16 protein-coding genes, 1 tRNA gene, 2 rRNA genes and 1 pseudogene are annotated in these 18235 nt (G+C 53.3%); 5 read left to right on the plus strand and 15 right to left on the minus strand.

Annotated elements, in window-relative coordinates; genetic code table 11:
• Positions 1-54: 54 nt before the first annotated feature.
• The 3 genes from rrf (AOY23_RS07355) (at position 55) to rrf (AOY23_RS07365) (ending at position 415) form a co-directional block, all read left to right on the plus strand.
• Positions 55-170: ribosomal RNA gene (gene rrf, locus AOY23_RS07355) — 5S ribosomal RNA — on the plus strand.
• 14 nt (positions 171-184) lie between these two features.
• Positions 185-260 (plus strand) — tRNA-Thr (locus tag AOY23_RS07360).
• Between the two features lie 39 nt (positions 261-299).
• Positions 300-415 (plus strand): 5S ribosomal RNA (gene rrf / locus AOY23_RS07365).
• A gap of 44 nt (positions 416-459) precedes the next feature.
• Here rrf (AOY23_RS07365) and AOY23_RS07370 read toward each other — a convergent pair.
• The 7 genes from AOY23_RS07370 to AOY23_RS07400 form a co-directional block, all read right to left on the minus strand.
• Positions 460-1218, minus strand: a complete 759-nt coding sequence (locus AOY23_RS07370) for an amino acid ABC transporter ATP-binding protein (protein WP_038160674.1) — start codon at positions 1216-1218, stop codon at positions 460-462.
• 7 nt (positions 1219-1225) lie between these two features.
• Positions 1226-2329: an amino acid ABC transporter permease gene (locus tag AOY23_RS07375; RefSeq protein WP_054179078.1), complete on the minus strand. Its 1104-nt coding sequence runs from the start codon at positions 2327-2329 to the stop codon at positions 1226-1228.
• A 9-nt stretch (positions 2330-2338) separates the two neighbouring features.
• Entirely contained in the window at positions 2339-3520 is a 1182-nt protein-coding gene (locus tag AOY23_RS07380) for an amino acid ABC transporter permease (RefSeq protein ID WP_054179077.1), read from the minus strand.
• 69 nt (positions 3521-3589) lie between these two features.
• Positions 3590-4615 carry an amino acid ABC transporter substrate-binding protein gene (locus AOY23_RS07385; RefSeq protein WP_054179076.1) on the minus strand — a complete coding sequence of 342 codons (1026 nt, stop codon included), beginning with the start codon at positions 4613-4615 and terminating at the stop codon, positions 3590-3592.
• Between the two features lie 382 nt (positions 4616-4997).
• Positions 4998-5219: a lipoprotein gene (locus AOY23_RS07390; RefSeq protein ID WP_038160691.1), complete on the minus strand. Its 222-nt coding sequence runs from the start codon at positions 5217-5219 to the stop codon at positions 4998-5000.
• Between the two features lie 315 nt (positions 5220-5534).
• Entirely contained in the window at positions 5535-8648 is a 3114-nt protein-coding gene (locus AOY23_RS07395; RefSeq protein WP_054179075.1) for an efflux RND transporter permease subunit, read from the minus strand.
• Between the two features lie 13 nt (positions 8649-8661).
• Positions 8662-9801: an efflux RND transporter periplasmic adaptor subunit gene (locus AOY23_RS07400; RefSeq protein ID WP_152958477.1), complete on the minus strand. Its 1140-nt coding sequence runs from the start codon at positions 9799-9801 to the stop codon at positions 8662-8664.
• Positions 9802-10117: 316 nt separating this feature from the next.
• Between AOY23_RS07400 and envR the strand changes: the two are divergent.
• Positions 10118-10723: pseudogene (gene envR, locus AOY23_RS07405) on the plus strand (acrEF/envCD operon transcriptional regulator); the annotation flags it as partial.
• On the opposite strand, the gene AOY23_RS23135 reads toward envR, so the two are convergent.
• The 8 genes from AOY23_RS23135 to AOY23_RS07440 all read right to left on the minus strand — a co-directional run bounded on the left by AOY23_RS23135 (position 10713) and on the right by AOY23_RS07440 (position 17147).
• On the minus strand, positions 10713-10877 hold the full coding sequence (locus AOY23_RS23135; protein ID WP_072170952.1) for a DUF2556 family protein: 165 nt from the start codon (positions 10875-10877) through the stop codon (positions 10713-10715). The pseudogene envR and the gene AOY23_RS23135 overlap by 11 nt on opposite strands.
• 148 nt (positions 10878-11025) lie before the next feature.
• On the minus strand, positions 11026-11322 hold the full coding sequence (gene fis, locus AOY23_RS07410) for a DNA-binding transcriptional regulator Fis (RefSeq protein ID WP_000462905.1): 297 nt from the start codon (positions 11320-11322) through the stop codon (positions 11026-11028).
• A gap of 25 nt (positions 11323-11347) precedes the next feature.
• Positions 11348-12313: a tRNA dihydrouridine synthase DusB gene (dusB, locus tag AOY23_RS07415; protein ID WP_054179073.1), complete on the minus strand. Its 966-nt coding sequence runs from the start codon at positions 12311-12313 to the stop codon at positions 11348-11350.
• A 360-nt stretch (positions 12314-12673) separates the two neighbouring features.
• The gene (gene prmA / locus AOY23_RS07420) at positions 12674-13555 is read right to left on the minus strand and encodes a 50S ribosomal protein L11 methyltransferase (protein WP_054179072.1); all 882 of its coding nucleotides are present in this window, start codon (positions 13553-13555) and stop codon (positions 12674-12676) included.
• A gap of 11 nt (positions 13556-13566) precedes the next feature.
• The gene (panF, locus tag AOY23_RS07425) at positions 13567-15018 is read right to left on the minus strand and encodes a sodium/pantothenate symporter (RefSeq protein WP_054179071.1); all 1452 of its coding nucleotides are present in this window, start codon (positions 15016-15018) and stop codon (positions 13567-13569) included.
• Entirely contained in the window at positions 15008-15250 is a 243-nt protein-coding gene (locus AOY23_RS07430; protein ID WP_054179070.1) for a YhdT family protein, read from the minus strand. Before AOY23_RS07430 ends, panF begins: the two co-directional genes overlap by 11 nt.
• Positions 15251-15343: 93 nt before the next feature.
• Complete coding sequence (locus tag AOY23_RS07435; protein WP_081005610.1) at positions 15344-16357, minus strand: sugar kinase; 1014 nt, start codon at positions 16355-16357, stop codon at positions 15344-15346.
• Positions 16314-17147, minus strand: a complete 834-nt coding sequence (locus tag AOY23_RS07440) for a DeoR/GlpR family DNA-binding transcription regulator (RefSeq protein ID WP_054179069.1) — start codon at positions 17145-17147, stop codon at positions 16314-16316. Before AOY23_RS07440 ends, AOY23_RS07435 begins: the two co-directional genes overlap by 44 nt.
• A gap of 221 nt (positions 17148-17368) precedes the next feature.
• Here AOY23_RS07440 and AOY23_RS07445 point away from each other — a divergent pair, with 221 nt between their 5' ends.
• Positions 17369-18223 carry a tagatose bisphosphate family class II aldolase gene (locus AOY23_RS07445; protein ID WP_054179068.1) on the plus strand — a complete coding sequence of 285 codons (855 nt, stop codon included), beginning with the start codon at positions 17369-17371 and terminating at the stop codon, positions 18221-18223.
• Positions 18224-18235: the final 12 nt, after the last annotated feature.

Genomic DNA, 18235 nt, shown 5'->3' on the forward strand with positions numbered 1-18235 from the left:
GAGCAGCCAACGCGGTATCAGTGTAAAAGACACAGGACGGGCACAAAGAATTTGCCTGGCGGCTTTAGCGCGGTGGTCCCACCTGACCCCATGCCGAACTCAGAAGTGAAACGCCGTAGCGCCGATGGTAGTGTGGGGCTTCCCCATGTGAGAGTAGGACACTGCCAGGCATCCATTTAAGTGTGCTGATATGGCTCAGTTGGTAGAGCGCACCCTTGGTAAGGGTGAGGTCCCCAGTTCGACTCTGGGTATCAGCACCAGTTTTAAAGGTTAAAGTTCGGCAAGTAAAAAAGAATTTGTCTGGCGGCTTTAGCGCGGTGGTCCCACCTGACCCCATGCCGAACTCAGAAGTGAAACGCCGTAGCGCCGATGGTAGTGTGGGGCTTCCCCATGTGAGAGTAGGACACTGCCAGACACCAATAAGAAGAACCCCGATCGAAAGGTCGGGGTTTTTTGCTTTTAGTGGATCACCTGCGACAAAAACGCGCGCGTACGTTCTGATTTCGGATGGGCGAAAAACTCCGCTGGCGGTGCCTGTTCCACAATCTCTCCGCGATCCATAAAGATAACCCTGTCCGCCACCGTCCGTGCAAAACCCATCTCATGGGTTACGCACAGCATCGTCATACCTGACTGGGCAAGCGCAATCATCGTATCCAGCACCTCTTTCACCATTTCGGGATCGAGCGCGGAAGTCGGTTCGTCGAACAGCATAATTTTCGGCTTCATGCATAGTGATCGCGCAATGGCCACACGCTGCTGTTGGCCACCGGAAATCTGACCGGGGAACTTATGTGCGTGCTCGACAATCCGCACACGCTCGAGATAATGCATCGCCAGCGCTTCAGCTTCTTTTTTGGGCATCTTGCGCACCCACACCGGCGCAAGAGTGCAGTTCTGCAGCACGGTCAAATGCGGAAAAAGGTTAAAGTGCTGAAACACCATCCCTACTTCCTGACGGACTTTCTCAATGTTCCGGACATCTTCATTAAGCTCAATGCCATCCACGACAATTCGCCCCTGCTGATGTTCTTCGAGGTGATTAATACAGCGAATTGTCGTTGATTTTCCCGAGCCGGAAGGACCGCATAAAACGATACGCTCCCCCTGTTGTACTTTCAGGTCGATATCTTTCAGGACATGAAATTGCCCGTACCATTTATTCACTTTTTCCAGGGTGATCATTGCGTCAGCCGGTTGCATTGTAATTTGACCCATAATTTCCTCAGTGCCGGGAATGCCCGGTGTTAAAACGCTTCTCCAGATGTTGGCTGTAGCGCGACATGCTGAAACAGAAGATCCAGTAGATCAGAGCGGCAAAAACATAGCCTTCCGTCGACATCCCAAGCCAGGCGGGATCGACAGTCGCTTGTTGCACGCTGCTGAACAGATCGAACAGACCAATGATGATCACCAGACTGGTGTCCTTGAACAGGGCGATAATGGTATTCACCAGCCCCGGGATCACCAGCTTTAACGCCTGAGGCAAAATGACCAGCGCCTGGGTTTTCCAGTATCCCAACGCCAGCGATTCCGCCGCTTCATATTGCCCCTTCGGTAAGGCCTGTAAGCCGCCGCGCACCACTTCCGCCACATAGGCAGACTGGAACAAAATGACCCCAACCAGTGCGCGGATGAGCTTATCAATGCTCGTCCCTTCCGACAGGAATAGCGGCAACATTACCGACGACATAAACAACACAGTAATCAGTGGAACACCGCGCCAGAACTCGATAAAAATGACGGACAGCATGCGCACGACAGGCATGGTTGAGCGTCGTCCGAGTGCCAGCAAAATGCCTAACGGCAGAGCGCCAGCAATACCCACCGAGGCGATGATCAGTGTGAGTGTCAGGCCACCCCACAACCGGGTTTCCACCCGTTCAAGCCCTAAAAAACCACCGAACAGTAACCACCAGACAAGCAATGGATAGAGCACCGACCAGCAGGCAAGATACCGACCGCGATGCGGCATTTTTTTCAGGAATAGCGGAATGAGAGTCAGCAGGCCGGTTACCAGGGCGATATTGATGCGCCAGCGCTGATCATGCGGATAGAGTCCGTACATGAACTGGCCGAAACGCTCATGGATAAACACCCAGCAGGCTCCTGCTTTGGTACAGTCTGCCCGCGTCGAGCCCAACCAGTTGGCCTGCAAAACAGCCCAGTTCAGTAAGGGCGGAATAATGACCCACAGCAGCCACAGGCAAAAAATCGTCAGCAGCGAATTTACCCAGCCGGTGAAGAGATTTTTGCGTATCCAGTTCAGTGGTGTACCGGAACGCATTTTGTCGTGCGGCACAGGGTGCGACAGCAGTGCTTTTGTCATCAGAGCCCCCTAGCGCTCGATCAGGGCGATACGCCGGTTGTAGATATTCATTAGCAGCGAAATCGTCAGGCTGATAAGCAGATAAACAGACATCGTGATAGCGATCGTTTCAATCGCCTGACCGGTTTGATTCAGGACCGTACCGGCGAACAGCGACACCATATCCGGATAGCCAATCGCCGCGGCAAGCGACGAGTTTTTAACGATATTCAGATACTGACTGGTGAGCGGCGGAATGATCACCCGCATTGCCTGGGGAATGATGACTTGCCGCAGCGTCACCGGATTCGGCAGCCCCAGTGAGCGCGCAGCTTCATGTTGCCCGTAGGGCACGGCCTGAATACCTGCGCGAATGATCTCGGCAATAAAAGCGGAGGTGTAAACCGAAAGGGCGATCGTCAGCGCCGCCAGTTCCGGAATCAACACCAGACCGCCGCGGAAGTTAAAGCCATGCAGCGCCGGGAGTTCCCAGTGGATTGCAGCGCCAAAGACCGCGTGTGTCAGCAAGGGAAGCCCGACGAGAAGCGCGATAGCAATGGGCCAGGTGCGGCGTAACTGCCCGGTCGCTATCTGATGCGCCTTATTGCGGCGCCAGAGCCATCCGATGATGACAATGGCTAAAACGACCGCGCCAACAAACGCCAGCAGCCCTTCACCAAACTGTGGCGACGGGATATACAAGCCGCGGTTGCTGAGAAAGATCAGATCGAATGCGCTGACCGCCTGGCGAGGGCCGGGCAAATTACGTAACACGGCAAAATACCAGAAGAAGATCTGCAGCAGCGGTGGAATGTTACGGAAGATCTCAATGTAAATCGTTGAAAGCTTACGCAGCAGCCAGTTTTCAGAAAGACGAGCCAGCCCCAGAAAAAAACCAATGAACGACGCAAAAACAATACATAGTGCGGACACCAACAGCGTATTCAGCAGCCCGACGATAAAGACCAGACCATAAGTATCGCCCTGCTCATAATCAATCAGATGCTGCACAATGCCAAACCCGGCGCTGCGATCGAGAAACGCAAAGCCAGAGGTGATGCCACGATGATTCAGGTTAGTGATGGTGTTGTGAATTAACCAGACGGCAATAGCGACGATCGTCGCCACCGCGATGATTTGAAAAAGCCAGGCGCGAACCGTGGGGTTAGAAAACGACAGCGCGCCTTTTACGGTTGGGCGGCGATGGAACATAACAAAACCTCTGCGACCGAAACTCCAGAAAAGGGCACCGCTAACGCGATGCCCATTACAGCGTAAGATTTACCGTACCGGTGGTGCGTACTGGATACCGCCGTTATTCCAGAGGTTGTTCTGGCCACGTTTGATTTTCAGCGGGCTGTTGAGACCCACGTTACGTTCGAAAACCTCACTGTAGTTGCCGACCTGTTTGACGATGTTGTAAGCCCATTTATTGTCCAGCTTAAGATCCTTGCCGAAGTCGCCTTCTTTGCCCAGGAAATGCGCCATGTCAGGCGTCGCAGGGGTTGCGGCTTTTTCATCGACGTTTTTCGACGTAATGCCCATTTCTTCCGCATTGAGCATGGCGAACAGCGTCCAGCGGACGATGGCGAACCACTCGTCATCACCACGACGAACAACCGGTCCCAGCGGCTCTTTTGAAATGACTTCAGGCAACACAATCCATTCAGCAGGATTGCTCAGCTTGATGCGCAGCGCATACAGCTGAGACTGATCCGAGGCGAGCGTATCGCAGCGGCCAGATTCCAGCGCTTTCGCAGACTCATCTGAACGGTCAAACGTCACCGGCGTATACTTCATGTTGTTCGCTTTGAAGTAATCCGCCACGTTGAGCTCGGTGTCGGTACCCGCCTGAATACAGACCGTTGCACCATCCAGCTCTTTCGCGCTTTTGAGACCTGCTTTATTGTGCGTCAGAAAACCGATACCGTCGTAATAGGTCACGCCGGTAAATGACATCCCCATTCCCGCATCGCGTGAAGAGGTCCAGGTGGTATTACGCGAGAGCAGATCAACTTCACCCGATTGCAGCGCCGTAAAGCGCTCTTTCGCCGTCAGCGGGGTATATTTCACTTTGCTGTCATCGCCAAACACAGCGGCGGCGATCCCACGGCAAACATCCACATCAATGCCTGTGAATTTTCCATTGGCATCGGCATAGGAGAAGCCCGGTAATCCGTCGCTAATACCGCATTGTACGAATCCTTTCTTTTTAACCGCATCCAGAGTTGCACCAGCATGTGCCTGACTGGCAATAGCAAGCAGCGTACCTGCGACCGCCAGGCTGGCAATCATCATCTTTTTCATAATGCATCCTGTGTGACGAGATTTATCGTTATTTATTAAGGCGTCCGGAACGCCAGATACCTGTCTGTGGTGACAGCCATACTTTGTTAAGCAAAGCGGATGCCATAATTGCAAGCGCCTGATTTTCGGGCGACGGCGTGCAATAAAGTGAGTGTAGACATGAAATGAAAGGGACATCGCCCTGAAATGGTGCAAAATTACAACCTGTGCCACAAAATAGCGCAAAAAAGTTTCTTATCAGGCGGAAGAAGAAATAATGATTTCGGGCGGTAATATTGGTGGGAGAATGAAACAAAGGTATTTTGTGAATATGCTCACGTAATAGCGTTAATCCCTCTTTTGTGTGATATGACAAAGCGCGGAAGTCCGCGCTTTGCTGTGGTTATTTGGTCAGTGCGACGATACCGAGCGTCAGGCCCGCCAGCGCGGCGGCACCGCCAGCAATGGCGCCTGCGGTTTCCCAGTTGTCCTGCGTCGTCCCTTTCATACAGGTATTGGTGTGAACCAGTCGCCCCTGATCGTCATAGACCGGTACACAGGGAGACTCATGTGCACAGCCAGCGAGAAACGTTGTCAGTAATGCGACGGAAATGAATCTTTTCATAAAGTTACCTCTTAATAAGCCACGGTAAATGTCATTCGTAAAACATCCCATGGACGTCAGGAGGTATTTTATCATTAGTATTTAACGGGCCGTCTGCGCAAAACAATCTCAAAGTATGAGAGATGTAAACATCGTGGAGAGAATAGGCGTGGAAGCATAAAATTGTGCAGGAAAAATGAAGCTGAATATAAAAACTTATCTGCGAAAAATAATAATATTCATCTGGTTAATAGATTATATGCCAAATATCCTCATGCATTAAAGTCTGACATTATTAAAAAAGTAAGGCGCCCGATGGCGCCTTAATGAGCATGTTTATTCTTTATGCTGGCTGAACCGCCGCCTGATCACCACGAAGAAGACCGGAACAAAGAAGATTGCCAGCAGTGTGGCGGACAGCATCCCGCCCATCACGCCTGTACCCACCGCATTTTGCGCGCCGCTCCCGGCGCCATGGCTTATCACCAGCGGCAACACACCGAGAACGAAAGCCAGCGAGGTCATCAGAATCGGCCGCAGACGCATTCGCGAAGCCTCCAGTGTTGCTTCGATAATACCTTTGTGCTCCTTCTCCATTAAATCTTTGGCGAACTCGACAATCAGGATCGCGTTTTTAGCCGACAGGCCAATGGTGGTGAGCAGACCCACCTGAAAGTAAACGTCATTGTTCAGCCCGCGCAGCGAGGCGGCCAGCAGCGCGCCGATAACCCCGAGCGGCACTACCAGCATCACGGAGAACGGCACGGACCAGCTTTCATACAGCGCAGCAAGGCACAGGAACACCACAATCAGTGAAATGGCATACAGCGCCGGTGCCTGGTTGCCGGAAAGCCTTTCCTGATAAGACATGCCGGTCCAGTCATAGCCGACGCCGGAAGGCAGTTTGCTGGCCAGTTGCTCCATTAAAATCATCGCCTCGCCGGTACTTTTCCCCGCCACCGCTTCGCCGAGGATTTCCATCGACGGCATCCCGTTGTAGCGTTCCAGACGCGGTGAGCCATAGGCCCAGTGCGACGTCGCAAAGGCGGAAAAGGGTACCATTTCGCCGTTAGCACTGCGCACAAACAGATTGTTGATGTCTGTTGGCAGCATGCGGAACTGTGCATCGGCCTGCACGTAAACTTTTTTCACGCGTCCGCGATCGATAAAGTCATTCACGTAAGTGCCGCCGAGTGATGAGGAGATGGTCTGGTTAATATCAGAAATCGATACACCCAGTGCTTGTGCTTTTTCCTGATCGACGTCCAGCTTAAATTGCGGCGTATCCTCAAGTCCGTTCGGGCGGACGCTGGTCAGGATATCCGGATGCGCTCTCGCCATCCCCAGCAGTTGATTTCGTGCCTGCGTCAGTGCATTGTGGCCGAGACCCGCCTGATCGATCAGTTCAAAATCGAAGCCCTTCGCCGTACCAAGTTCCATAATGGCGGGTAAATTGAAGGGGAAAACCATGGCATCGCGGATCTGGCTGAACGCATGGTGAGCGCGTGCCACAATGGCCTCGACGCCATTCTTGCTGCCGGATCGTTCTTCCCACGGTTTCAGGCTGATAAACGCAATCCCTGAGTTTTGCCCCTGGCCGCTGAAGCTAAAGCCGTTGACGGTAAACACCGATTCGACATTCGCTTTCTCTTCCGTCAGGTAATACTGCTGGATGCGGTCCAGTACCTGCTGCGTTCGAGCCTGCGTGGCGCCTGCCGGAAGCTGCACCATGGTCATAAAGACGCCCTGATCTTCGTCTGGCAAGAATGAGGTTGGCAGGCGTAAAAACAGCACGGTCATGCCCGCAACAATCAGCACGTAAATCATCAGATAGCGACCCGTACTGTGCAGGATCCCGCCAACGCTGTTGGTATAGTGCTCAACGCTGCGATCAAACGTATTGTTAAACCAGCCGAAAAACCCCCGCTTCTGTTCATGATGATCAGGATCGACCGGTTTCAACAGGGTGGCACACAGCGCTGGCGTGAGGATTAACGCGACCAGCACCGAAAGCGCCATTGCAGAAACAATGGTGATTGAGAACTGGCGGTAAATGGCGCCCGTTGAACCGCCGAAGAAGGCCATCGGGATGAACACCGCCGACAGCACCATCGCAATGCCGACCAGCGCGCCCTGGATTTGCGACATGGATTTTTCCGTCGCCGCCTTTGGTGGCAGTCGGTCTTCCATCATCACACGTTCGACGTTTTCCACCACCACAATGGCGTCATCAACCAGCAACCCGATGGCCAGCACCATGCCAAACATGGTGAGGGTATTAATGGAGTAACCGCATGCTGCCAGCACGGCAAAGGTTCCCAGCAGAACCACCGGCACCGCGATAGTCGGGATCAGCGTGGCGCGAAGATTCTGCAGAAACAAATACATTACCAGGAAAACCAGTACGATGGCTTCGAGCAGTGTTTTTACCACTTCGTGAATCGAAATGGTGACAAATGGCGTGGTATCGTACGGATAAACGACCTTCAGCCCCTGCGGAAAGAAGTTCTGCAGCTCAGCCAGTTTTCCTTTGACGGCTTTTGCCGTATCCAGCGCATTGGCGCCGGTCGCCAGCTTGATCCCAATACCCGTCGCGGTCTGACCGTTAATTTTGGTCACCATATTGTAGTTTTCGCCGCCGAGGGTAATACGGGCCACGTCCTTGAGGCGCACCACGGAACCATCCTGATTCACTTTCAGCGTGACGTTGCCAAACTCATCCACATCTTTCAGTCGTGTCTGGGCGATGATCGAGGTGTTCAACTGCTGCCCCGGAACGGCAGGCGTACCGCCGAGCTGACCGGCCGCTATCTGGTCGTTCTGGGTCCTGAGCTGGTTGATAACGTCAACCGGCGTCAGCTGATACTTATTGAGCGCGTTCGGATCGAGCCAGATCCGCATCGCATACTGGGCGCCAAACAGTTGTACATCGCCCACGCCACTGGTGCGGCTAATCGCGTCCTTCACATTCGAGGCCACATAGTCGGAGATATCTTCCTGGGAAAGGTTTTTATTGTTCGACACAAAACCGGCGACCAGCAGGAAACTGCTGCTGGATTTTTCTACGCCGATACCCTGCTGCTGGACCTCCTGCGGCAGCAGGGGCATCGCCAGCTGGAGTTTGTTCTGTACCTGCACCTGTGCGATATCAGGGTCGGTACCGGAATCGAACGTCAGCGTAATGGTGACGTTGCCCGCCGAATCGCTGGTGGAGGACATATACATCAGGTTATCGACACCGTTCATATTCTGTTCGATAACCTGCGTGACGGTATCCTGCACCGTTTGCGCATCAGCGCCGGGATAGGTGGCGGTCACTGAGACCGCCGGTGGTGCAATGGTTGGATACTGAGCGATGGGGAGCTGCAAAATCGCCAGACCACCGGCAATCATTAAAATGATGGCCAGCACCCAGGCGAAAACCGGGCGTTGAATAAAAAAATTAGACATTGTGTTCCATACCTTACTTCGCGGTAGCCGCTACCGTGTCCTCTTCCGCGTCCACGGTTACACCCGGATGCACTTTTTGTAACCCGCTGACGATGACCTTATCGCCGGGCTGGAGCCCGTCAGTCACCAGCCAGCGATCGCCAATGGCCTGCGAGGCGGTAATATCACGCAATTCAACCTGGTTGCGGGCATTGATCAGCAGGACGGTGGCCTGGCCCAGCGGCGTGCGTGTGACGCCTTGCTGTGGGATCAGAATGGCATTCGGTTGTACGCCTTCATCAATGCGCGCCCGGACAAACATGCCGGGCAGCAGGGCGTGCTGCGGGTTCGGGAAGATGGCGCGAAGGGTGATTGAACCGGTGCTTTCGTCCACGGTGACGTCAGAGAATTGCAGCGAGCCTTTTTGTGCGTATGGCTGACCGTTTTCCATCACTAACTGCACACTTTTGGTGTCGCTGCCGGCCTGCAGGCTTTCTTGTTTCAGGCGCATAAAATCGTTACTGGACTGCGTCACATCGACGTAAATAGGATCAAGCTGCTGCACGGTGGCCAGTGCCTCCGTCTGTCCGTTGGTGACCAGCGCGCCCTCGGTCACCGCGGATTTACCAATACGACCGCTGATGGGAGACGTGACTTTCGTCCAGGCGAGGTTAATGCGCGCATTTTCCACGGCAGCTTTCGCCGCCAGCACGCTGGCATCAGCCTGCTGTGCTGTGGCGACGGCCTGATCGTAATCCTGCTGGCTAATGTACTGCGTGCCGAGCAGCGGGGCGTAGCGTTTTACCGTCAGGTGCGCGAGGGTCGCTGCCGCCGCGGCGTTGGATTCATCTGCTTTTGCGCTGGCGTACGCGGCCTGGTAAGTCGCGGGATCGATCTGATAAAGCGACTGACCGGCTTCGACATCGCTACCTTCCTCAAAATGACGCTGGAGGATGATGCCGCTGACCTGCGGGCGAACTTCCGCGATGCGAAACGCCGCCGTACGCCCGGGGAGTTCAGTCGTAACCTGCAATGGCGCGCGGGCGGCAACATGAAAGGTCACCTTTGGCGTGGGCGCCTGCGGTGGTTGATTTTCCGAATCATTACAGCCTGCCAGTAATGCAGTCGTCATGATGAGGCTGGAGTAAAGCGTCGCCCTGGCGTGAATCATTATTACCGTTCCTTATTAACCGTATCATCGGCGTACCGAAAACCGGAGAAAGAATAGAGATAAAACAGCTCGCCATCCTACAAATAAATAAATGCAGATGTAAGTCATCATGAATTAAGAAAGGGATTGAACGCACTAAAACACAAAAAAGAGAACAATGCCGCAAGTGTTATTTGTGACATGAATATGTTGTGCTTATTTATTGATTTTCACTATTCAATAAAAAGACATGAGCGCCTATGCGCCACTGCTTTTTTCGACAATAATGACCGCCAGTTTTATTGATGACTTTTACTCTTCTGCGGCAGGCACGCATTTTATGGCAAGAAAAACGAAAACCGACGCGTTAAAGACCCGGCAACTTTTGATCGATGCCGCCATTACGCAGTTCGCGCAGCATGGCGTGACCAACACCACGCTTTCAGACATCGCCGATGCCGCTGGTGTCACGCGCGGTGCGGTGTACTGGCACTTCAGCAGTAAAACCGTATTATTCAATGAAATGTGGGAACAGCAGGTACCGTTAAACCATATCATAAAATATATACGAACGGAGAATGAAAATCCGTTAATTGATTTGCGGGAGAAATTTATTACCGGATTGCAGTATATTGCTGAAACACCAAAGCAACAGGCATTAATGCAAATACTTTATCATAAATGCGAATTTACGGCGGAAATGATGACGGAAAGTGAAATCCGTAACAAGGTATGCGTTAACCGTAACGGATTGCGTGACGCATTATTAAAATGTATTCATTTCGGTCTTTTATCCGGCGATGCTAACGTGGATGTGATGGTTATTATGCTCCGCGGTTTTTTCAGCGGCATTATTAAAAACTGGCTTATGGAACCCGGGCAGTTCAATTTATATCAACAGGCACCAGTGCTGGTGGATAATATTATGAGCACACTTACTCGAGATCGGTACAATCTACCAGCTTCAGCGGATTCACAGAATCCATGTTATGGCACCGTGCGGACTCAAGGGTGGCAAACTCCAGCAACTGAATGATCAGCGCATCGAGGAGAAAGACGAGAAGAACAAAAATGATCAACCAACCGTATTTGCGCAACATACCCTGTCCCCTGATTCTTCCGGGATGAATTTGGTTGGAATATAACCGAAAAGCAAGGGTCAAAAAGTGAGGCAAAACGAAGATTCTGGCAATAAAAAAGGCGCTTCCCCATGCCGAAGAGCGCCTTTTTAAACGTCAGGAACAAAAATCAGTTCATGCCGTATTTTTTCAGTTTTTTACGCAGCGTGCCGCGGTTGATACCCATCATCAGGGCAGCGCGGGTCTGGTTACCACGGGTGTATTGCATCACCATGTCCAACAGGGGCTGTTCTACTTCAGCCAGTACCAGCTCATAGAGGTCATTAACATCCTGACCGTTCAGTTGAGCAAAATAGTTCTTCAGTGCCTGCTTAACCGAATCACGCAGGGGCTTTTGGGTTACCTGATCCTGAGAGTTAACGGTAGAAACGGTCAGTACGTCAGAATTTACGCGTTGTTCGAACATAGTTCTGTCAGCTCTTTATTTCTGTTTACGCAAAATTTTCGAAGTATGCCTCCAACGCCTCCAGCTGTTCGCTGGCATCCTCAATGGCGTTGAATGTGCGCCGAAACTGGTCATTTGGAGCGTGCTCCTGGAGATACCAGGAGACGTGTTTACGTGCGATTCGGTACCCTTTTGCGTGGCCATAAAAGTCATGCAGTTCCCGAACGTGCGCGCAAAGCAAGCGCTTAACCTCTGCCAGAGGCAGCGGGGGCAGCAGCTCCCCAGTGTCCAGATAGTGCTGGATTTCCCGAAAGATCCAGGGTCTTCCCTGAGCTGCACGTCCTATCATCAGGGCATCCGCCCCCGTATAGTCGAGCACAGCTCTGGCTTTAAGCGGGTCAGTAATGTCACCATTCGCGATTACCGGAATGGAAACCTTCTGCTTAACTGCCCGAATGCTGTCGTATTCAGCGTCTCCGTTAAACAAGCAGGCGCGGGTGCGTCCGTGAATAGTCAGAGCCTGAATGCCACAGTCTTCAGCCAGTTGGGCAATCTCTTCACAGTTACGGTGTTCTGGTGCCCAGCCGGTGCGAATCTTAAGTGTGACGGGCACGTCCACTGCATTGACGACCGCGGTCAGGATCGATTTCACCTGATCCGGGTACTGCAGGAGGGCTGAACCTGCGAGCTTACGATTCACTTTTTTGGCCGGACAGCCCATATTGATATCAATAATCTGGGCACCGCTTTCGACGTTAATCCGTGCGGCCTCTGCCATCTCTTCAGGCACGCTACCGGCGATTTGCACGGTACGAATACCTGGTTCATCAATGTGCACCATCCGTAAACGGGACTTGTCGCTCTCCCAGACCTGCGGGTTGGAGGACATCATCTCGGAAACGGTTAACCCTGCTCCCATCTCGTAGCACAGCGTCCGGAATGGTCTGTCAGTAATGCCAGCCATGGGTGCTGCGATCAGGCGATTTCTGAGCTGGTGGTGTCCGATGCGCATGAGTTAAGAAATGACCATACTGTGACTGCAAGGCGGCGTATATTACGCATTTTTTGCACGAGATGAAAGGCCAAACTTTGAGCAATCCACTGTTGTAGATCAATGAATCGCCGTCAAGCGAATACAGCAAAAATAAATAATTATAATTATCATCGATTTAATGCGGAGTGGCGAAATTCTGTTCTTTCAGAAAATCGTAAAACTTCTCATTTTTTCTTGCCTGAATCGCTGCGATCACAAGATTTAACGCTGTTTATATGAACAAAAAAGCGCATCATAATGCGATCGGGCTCTCATTTCTGTCATTCATTCGGTTCGCGTTGCAGACAAAAACGCGGCCCGGAGACCGCGTTACGCTGTTTACTTTTTGAGCCCGGTGATCCGACACCACTCTTCTTTCTCAACCACCGGGTCGAGGGTAAAGAGATCGGCATAGGCTTCACACACACTGTCCGCCTGGCTGGCGAGGATACCTGAAAGCCCCAGCAAACCGCCCTCAACGGGCAGCACGCTGATTAACGGCGCCAGTTCACGTAATGGGCCTGCCAGGATGTTTGCGACCACCACATCGGCTTTCATGGCCTCTGGCTGGTCTTTCGGTAAATACAGCGCCAGACGCTCAGAAACACCGTTACGTTCTGCGTTGTCACGGCTGGCCTGAATCGCCTGCGGATCGATATCAATGCCGATCGCTCTGGCAGCGCCCAGCTTCAGCGCCGCAATGGCGAGGATCCCGGAGCCACAGCCGAAGTCGATCACCGTCTTGCCGTTCAGATCAAGGCCGTCAAGCCATTGCAGGCACAGCGAGGTCGTCGGATGCGTACCGGTGCCGAAGGCCAGACCCGGGTCGAGCATCACGTTAACCGCGTTTTCATCGGGAATATCACGCCAGCTCGGGCAAATCCACAGCCGCTCGCCGAAGCGCATCGGGTGGAAGTTATCCATCCATTCGCGCTCCCAGTCTTTATCTTCCAGTTGTTCGATTTTGTGCGCAAAACCCGCACCCAGCAGCGGATGATGTTCGAGGATCGCCACCACCGCTTTCATGTCGCTTTCGGCGTCGAACAGGCCGATGACGTCGGTGTCACCCCACAGGCGCGTTTCGCCCGGCAACGGCTCGAACACCGGCGTGTCGTGGGTATCCTGAAAAGTAATCGACACCGCACCCGCTTCCATCAGCGCATCGCTCAGCTCCTCAGCATTCGCGCCTGTGGTGTTCAGTTTCATTTGGATCCATGGCATGGCAAAACTCTTTATTTATCAGTAGTCAAAACAGGGGCTTCCGCCAGCGGCTGACCGAAACGGTTACCGATGATGAAAGCCAGCAAACTCAGTAGTAACGAGGGCACAATCGGGTGGAAACCCAGGTACTGGATGTTGAAGGTCGCCAGCACAGCGTACAGCACGCCGCCAACGATCATCGCGCTGAGCGCACCAGCGGCGTTTGCGCGTTCCCAGTACAGGCCCAGCACCAGCGGCCACAGGAAGACGGCTTCCAGCCCGCCGAACGCCAGCAGATTGAGCCAGATGATCATTTCTGGCGGACGCCACGCCGCGAGCAACAGTAACACGCCCAGAATCAGCGTGATCCCGGAAGACATCCGCTTCAGCCGCGTTTCGTTATGGATCTGCTCCGGACGCAGATTCAGGTAGAGATCTTTAATGATCGTAGCGGAACTTTGCAGCAACTGGGCGTTGATCGTCGACATGATCGCCGCCATCGGTGCCGCGAGGAAAATCCCTGCGGCAAACGGCGGCAGGACTTTCACCATCAGGGTCGGGATAACCTGATCGGGAATGGTCAGATCCGGAAGCACCGCCCGGCCCAGTGCGCCCGCCAGATGCATTCCCAGCATCAGTACGGCGACAACGATAGTGCCCAGGATAATGCCCCGATGCACGGCTTTGCTGTCTTTATAGGAGATGCAGCGTACGGCGGTGTGCGGCAGACCAATCACGCCGAAACAGACCAGCACCCAGAATGAGGTCATAAAGGTCGGCGAAAGAATATCGTTGGCTCCCTGCGGCGTCACCAGCTTAGGGTCGATATGCTCCAGCGTTGCCACCGCGCCAGACAGCCCGCCAGCGGCATGAACCACCCCGATCAGCAGCACGATGGTGCCGATCAGCATCACCAGCCCCTGCATTGCATCGTTGAGTACACTGGCGCGAAAACCACCGTACGCCGTGTACAACGCAATGCTGATGCCGAAAATCAACAGGCCGGTTTCATAAGGGATGCCCGCCGCCGTTTCCAGCAGGCGTGCGCCGCCAATGAACTGCACGGTCATCGCGCCGATAAAAGCGACCAGCAGGCTCAGACTGGCCAGCCACACCAGCAGACGGCTGCGGTAACGCGCGAAAAGCATGTCGTTCAGCGTCACGGCATTGTAGCGGCGTGCCAGAATGGCGAATTTTTTCCCCAGCACGCCCAGCGACAGCCACACGGCGGGAAGCTGGATCATCGCCAGCAGCACCCAGCCAAGACCGTATTTATAGGCCGCGCCTGGGCCACCAATAAACGAACTGGCGCTGATGTAGGTCGCGGTCAGCGTCATCGCCAGCACAAATCCTCCCATCGAGCGACTGCCGAGGAAGTACTCATTGAGGAAGGTGCCGGTGGCGCGCTTGCGCATCGCATAGAGTGACAGGCCAAAGACCACCAGCAGGTAGGCGATGAGTGGCACGATGATTTCAGCCTGCATGGTCATCCTCCAGCGGAATATCCCGATAGATAAAGCGCACCATTGCCCAGCAGAGCAGAATAAACACCAGCGGTATCAATAAACAGGCCATTTCAAACCAGTGCGGCAGACCGGTAAATCCCTGCGCAGAATCAGGTAAGTAAGCAGTCACCAACCAGGCGAAAAGATAGAGCAGGGTGAGCCATAGCGCCCAGCGTGCTTCCTTGTGTGCCTGAACAAATCGTTTGTCCACGGAAGATGTCCTCTTCATGGTGTTACAACCAGAAACGGGCAATTCTACGGCAACTCACCGTTGAGGGAAAATCCTCTGGCAGGAAAAAACGCGTCAGCGCTGGCGACGCAGGAAATCGTCAATCTCAGAAAGCGAGGCGATCCCTTCCATCGGCCCTTGTTGCGTAACCGCGATGGCACCGCTGGCATTGGCGTAATGCAAAGCTTCCGCTGCCGGAAGACCGGAGAGGAATAGCGTGACGAACGTGGCGCCGAAACAATCGCCCGCGCCGGTCGGATCGACGGTTTCCACCGTATAGCCGGGAAGATGCAGCGCCTGCAATTCGCCATCCTGCAGATGATAATAACTGGCGCCGCGCTGGGCGCGTTTGACCACCACATGCTTCACGCCAGCCTGCAGCAGATCGCTGATGATGTGCTCTTCGCTGAGGTTTTTATGCCGGGCGAAGAAGGGAAGCTCGCTTTCACTCGGCAGGAAGATATCGGTGTATTCAATCAGATAATCAAATGCCTGTTCCATCTCGGGAATGTTCAGCATTTCTTTACGGATATTGGGATCAAACGAGACGGTGCCACCCGCGGCTTTGATTGCCATCATCGCTTTGCGCGTGGCGTCGATCATGCGAAAGGAAAACAGCGATGACCCCATGATGTGAATATGCTGACACTGTTGCAGCAGTTGCGGGTCGATATCTTTTTCCGTAAACAGGCCACAGGCGCTGTCAGGGATATTGAAGATAAAATCGCGCTCCTGCGGGCTCTGGTAGCTGACGAACGCGGTGCCGGTGACGGCATTATTCATCACGCGAATACCATCAACAATCACCCCTTCATGGCGCAAGCGCTCAATATTAAGACGGCCAAAATCATCGTTGCCGACGCAGCCGAAAATCATCGCGCGATGACCTAATCTGGCGACCTGGGCGGCGAAAATCGCGGGGGCTCCGCTGGGGAATGGACCAACAAATTCGCCGGGATGGGTGAATTTCTGATGTGGATTGCGGGATAAAAATTCAACCAGTAATTCGCCTATTGTACAAAGGGTGAGTCCCACTGATGCCCTCTCATTCCTGGAGTCTTTCGCGATTCGACCAGGTGAAACATTCATTGTTGGTATACAGGGTGACAAAATCAGCATCATATAATTGTTGCTGATATTGCTCGTTAATACTGTGGCTGACGATCACATTTTCGGTCTGATTGAGATGCCCGATGGTGGCGGTCGCCGCGCCTGATGTTGCCGCCATCAGGATCGTTTTACTGCGTGCGTTATCAAAACAGAGCTGCCAGGCCATCGCCAGTTCGGGGACGTCGATCCCCAGCGTTCCGTCAGCGTCAATGCTGTTCACTTCCATAATGCTGTGCGTAATGGTGTGATGTTGAAGCGCCTGTTCCAGTGATTTTCCTGCCAGGATCCCGTCAGGTCGCAGCATTTCGCTACCGGCCAGAATGATATCGCCCTCGATGTACTGATTCGCCAGCAGCGCGCTTTCCGGATCGTTAGTGATCAGCCGGATTTTTTTCAATCCATTAAGCAAAGGAATGAGTCGGCGGCACAGGGCGCCATGACCGAGAAACAGCGTATCCCGGTCGCGGATCAGCCGCATACCGTGGCGGGCGATTTCCATTTGCTGCACCAGCGGAGGCATTGCCACCAGCGGCGCGGGCTCATAGTCGGTTTGCAGGAAGGGTGTGGCGATAGCGCCGCCAAATGAGCGCTTCAGATAACCCTGTTGCTCCAGATAGCTCAGATCACCGCGGATCGTGACGCCAGAGACACCCAGCTGCGCTGAGAGCTCGTCAACTTTGATTTCTCCCTGAACGCTAACGATTTCAGCGATTTTTAGTCTGCGTTTCAGCAGATTGGATGATTTCCTGGGCACGACGACACTCATTATTTGCCTGCAATGTCAGACACTATAGCGTTATGGCTTTTTCTTTGAAACTTTCATTTGATAAAAATACCTGCCTGTTAAGTTAAATTTCGTAAGTTATTTTGTGATGACTTGAACCTGGTCACGCTTTTCTGCTTATTTTGTGTGCTACGTTGCTTTCAAAATGAAAGTGAAACGTGGTTTTCTTCGTTTTGTAAGAGAAGAGCGCATAACCAGGAGCTGAGATGTACATCATTTCGAGCAAAAACATGCTGAAAAAAGCCCAACACCAGGGGTTTGCGGTTCCGGCATTCAATATCCATAACCTTGAAACCTTACAAGTGGTGGTCGAAACGGCGGCGAGCCTTCGTTCGCCGGTGATGCTGGCGGGTACGCCGGGCACCTATCGATACGGTGGCGTTGGTAGCCTGATCGCGCTGGTAAACGCGCTGGCGCAAGAGCACAACATCCCGCTGGTGCTGCATCTCGATCATCACGAGGAGGCTCCGGATATTTTCCATAAAGTCCGCGCCGGGATCCGCTCGGTAATGATTGATGGCTCGCATCTGCCCTTTGAAGAAAACATCGCCCGGGTGAAAGAGGTAACCACCTTCTGCCACACGTACGACGTCAGCATTGAGGCGGAACTCGGGCGACTCGGCGGTCAGGAAGATGATCTGATCGTTGACGACAAAGACTCCGCGTATACCTCGCCGGAAGCGGCGGCTGAATTTGTCCGGCGTACGGAGATTGATTCGCTGGCGGTAGCTATTGGCACTGCGCACGGTCTCTACACCCACGAGCCACGTCTGGATTTTGCGCGCCTGGAACAGATCCGTAACCGGGTCGAGGTGCCGTTAGTGCTGCATGGCGCGTCTGGCTTAACGGAAGCGGATATCCGTAAATGTATCCGGTTGGGCATTTGCAAAGTGAACGTCGCCACAGAATTAAAAATCGCGTTTGCCGACGCGCTGAAGGGATATTTCCGCGAAAATCCGACCGCCAACGATCCGCGGCACTATATGCAACCGGCAAAAGCGGCAATGAAGCAAGTGGTCACACGCATTATTGGCGTGTGCGGTAGTGAAGACAAACTCTGATAGCTATTAACC

Origin of the sequence: Trabulsiella odontotermitis (assembly GCF_001297775.1) — a bacterium.
Taxonomy (GTDB): Bacteria; Pseudomonadota; Gammaproteobacteria; order Enterobacterales; family Enterobacteriaceae; genus Trabulsiella; species Trabulsiella odontotermitis.

Coding starts and splice junctions, on each gene's coding strand:
- AOY23_RS07395 (WP_054179075.1), bottom strand. CDS start 8,648: ATGTCTAATTTTTTTATTCAACGCCCGGTTTTCGCCTGGGTGCTGGCC.
- AOY23_RS07380 (WP_054179077.1), bottom strand. CDS start 3,520: ATGTTCCATCGCCGCCCAACCGTAAAAGGCGCGCTGTCGTTTTCTAAC.
- AOY23_RS07435 (WP_081005610.1), bottom strand. CDS start 16,357: ATGAATGTTTCACCTGGTCGAATCGCGAAAGACTCCAGGAATGAGAGG.
- dusB (WP_054179073.1), bottom strand. CDS start 12,313: ATGCGCATCGGACACCACCAGCTCAGAAATCGCCTGATCGCAGCACCC.
- fis (WP_000462905.1), bottom strand. CDS start 11,322: ATGTTCGAACAACGCGTAAATTCTGACGTACTGACCGTTTCTACCGTT.
- AOY23_RS07370 (WP_038160674.1), bottom strand. CDS start 1,218: ATGGGTCAAATTACAATGCAACCGGCTGACGCAATGATCACCCTGGAA.
- AOY23_RS07375 (WP_054179078.1), bottom strand. CDS start 2,329: ATGACAAAAGCACTGCTGTCGCACCCTGTGCCGCACGACAAAATGCGT.
- AOY23_RS07390 (WP_038160691.1), bottom strand. CDS start 5,219: ATGAAAAGATTCATTTCCGTCGCATTACTGACAACGTTTCTCGCTGGC.
- prmA (WP_054179072.1), bottom strand. CDS start 13,555: ATGCCATGGATCCAAATGAAACTGAACACCACAGGCGCGAATGCTGAG.
- AOY23_RS23135 (WP_072170952.1), bottom strand. CDS start 10,877: ATGTTGCGCAAATACGGTTGGTTGATCATTTTTGTTCTTCTCGTCTTT.
- panF (WP_054179071.1), bottom strand. CDS start 15,018: ATGCAGGCTGAAATCATCGTGCCACTCATCGCCTACCTGCTGGTGGTC.
- AOY23_RS07385 (WP_054179076.1), bottom strand. CDS start 4,615: ATGAAAAAGATGATGATTGCCAGCCTGGCGGTCGCAGGTACGCTGCTT.
- AOY23_RS07445 (WP_054179068.1), top strand. CDS start 17,369: ATGTACATCATTTCGAGCAAAAACATGCTGAAAAAAGCCCAACACCAG.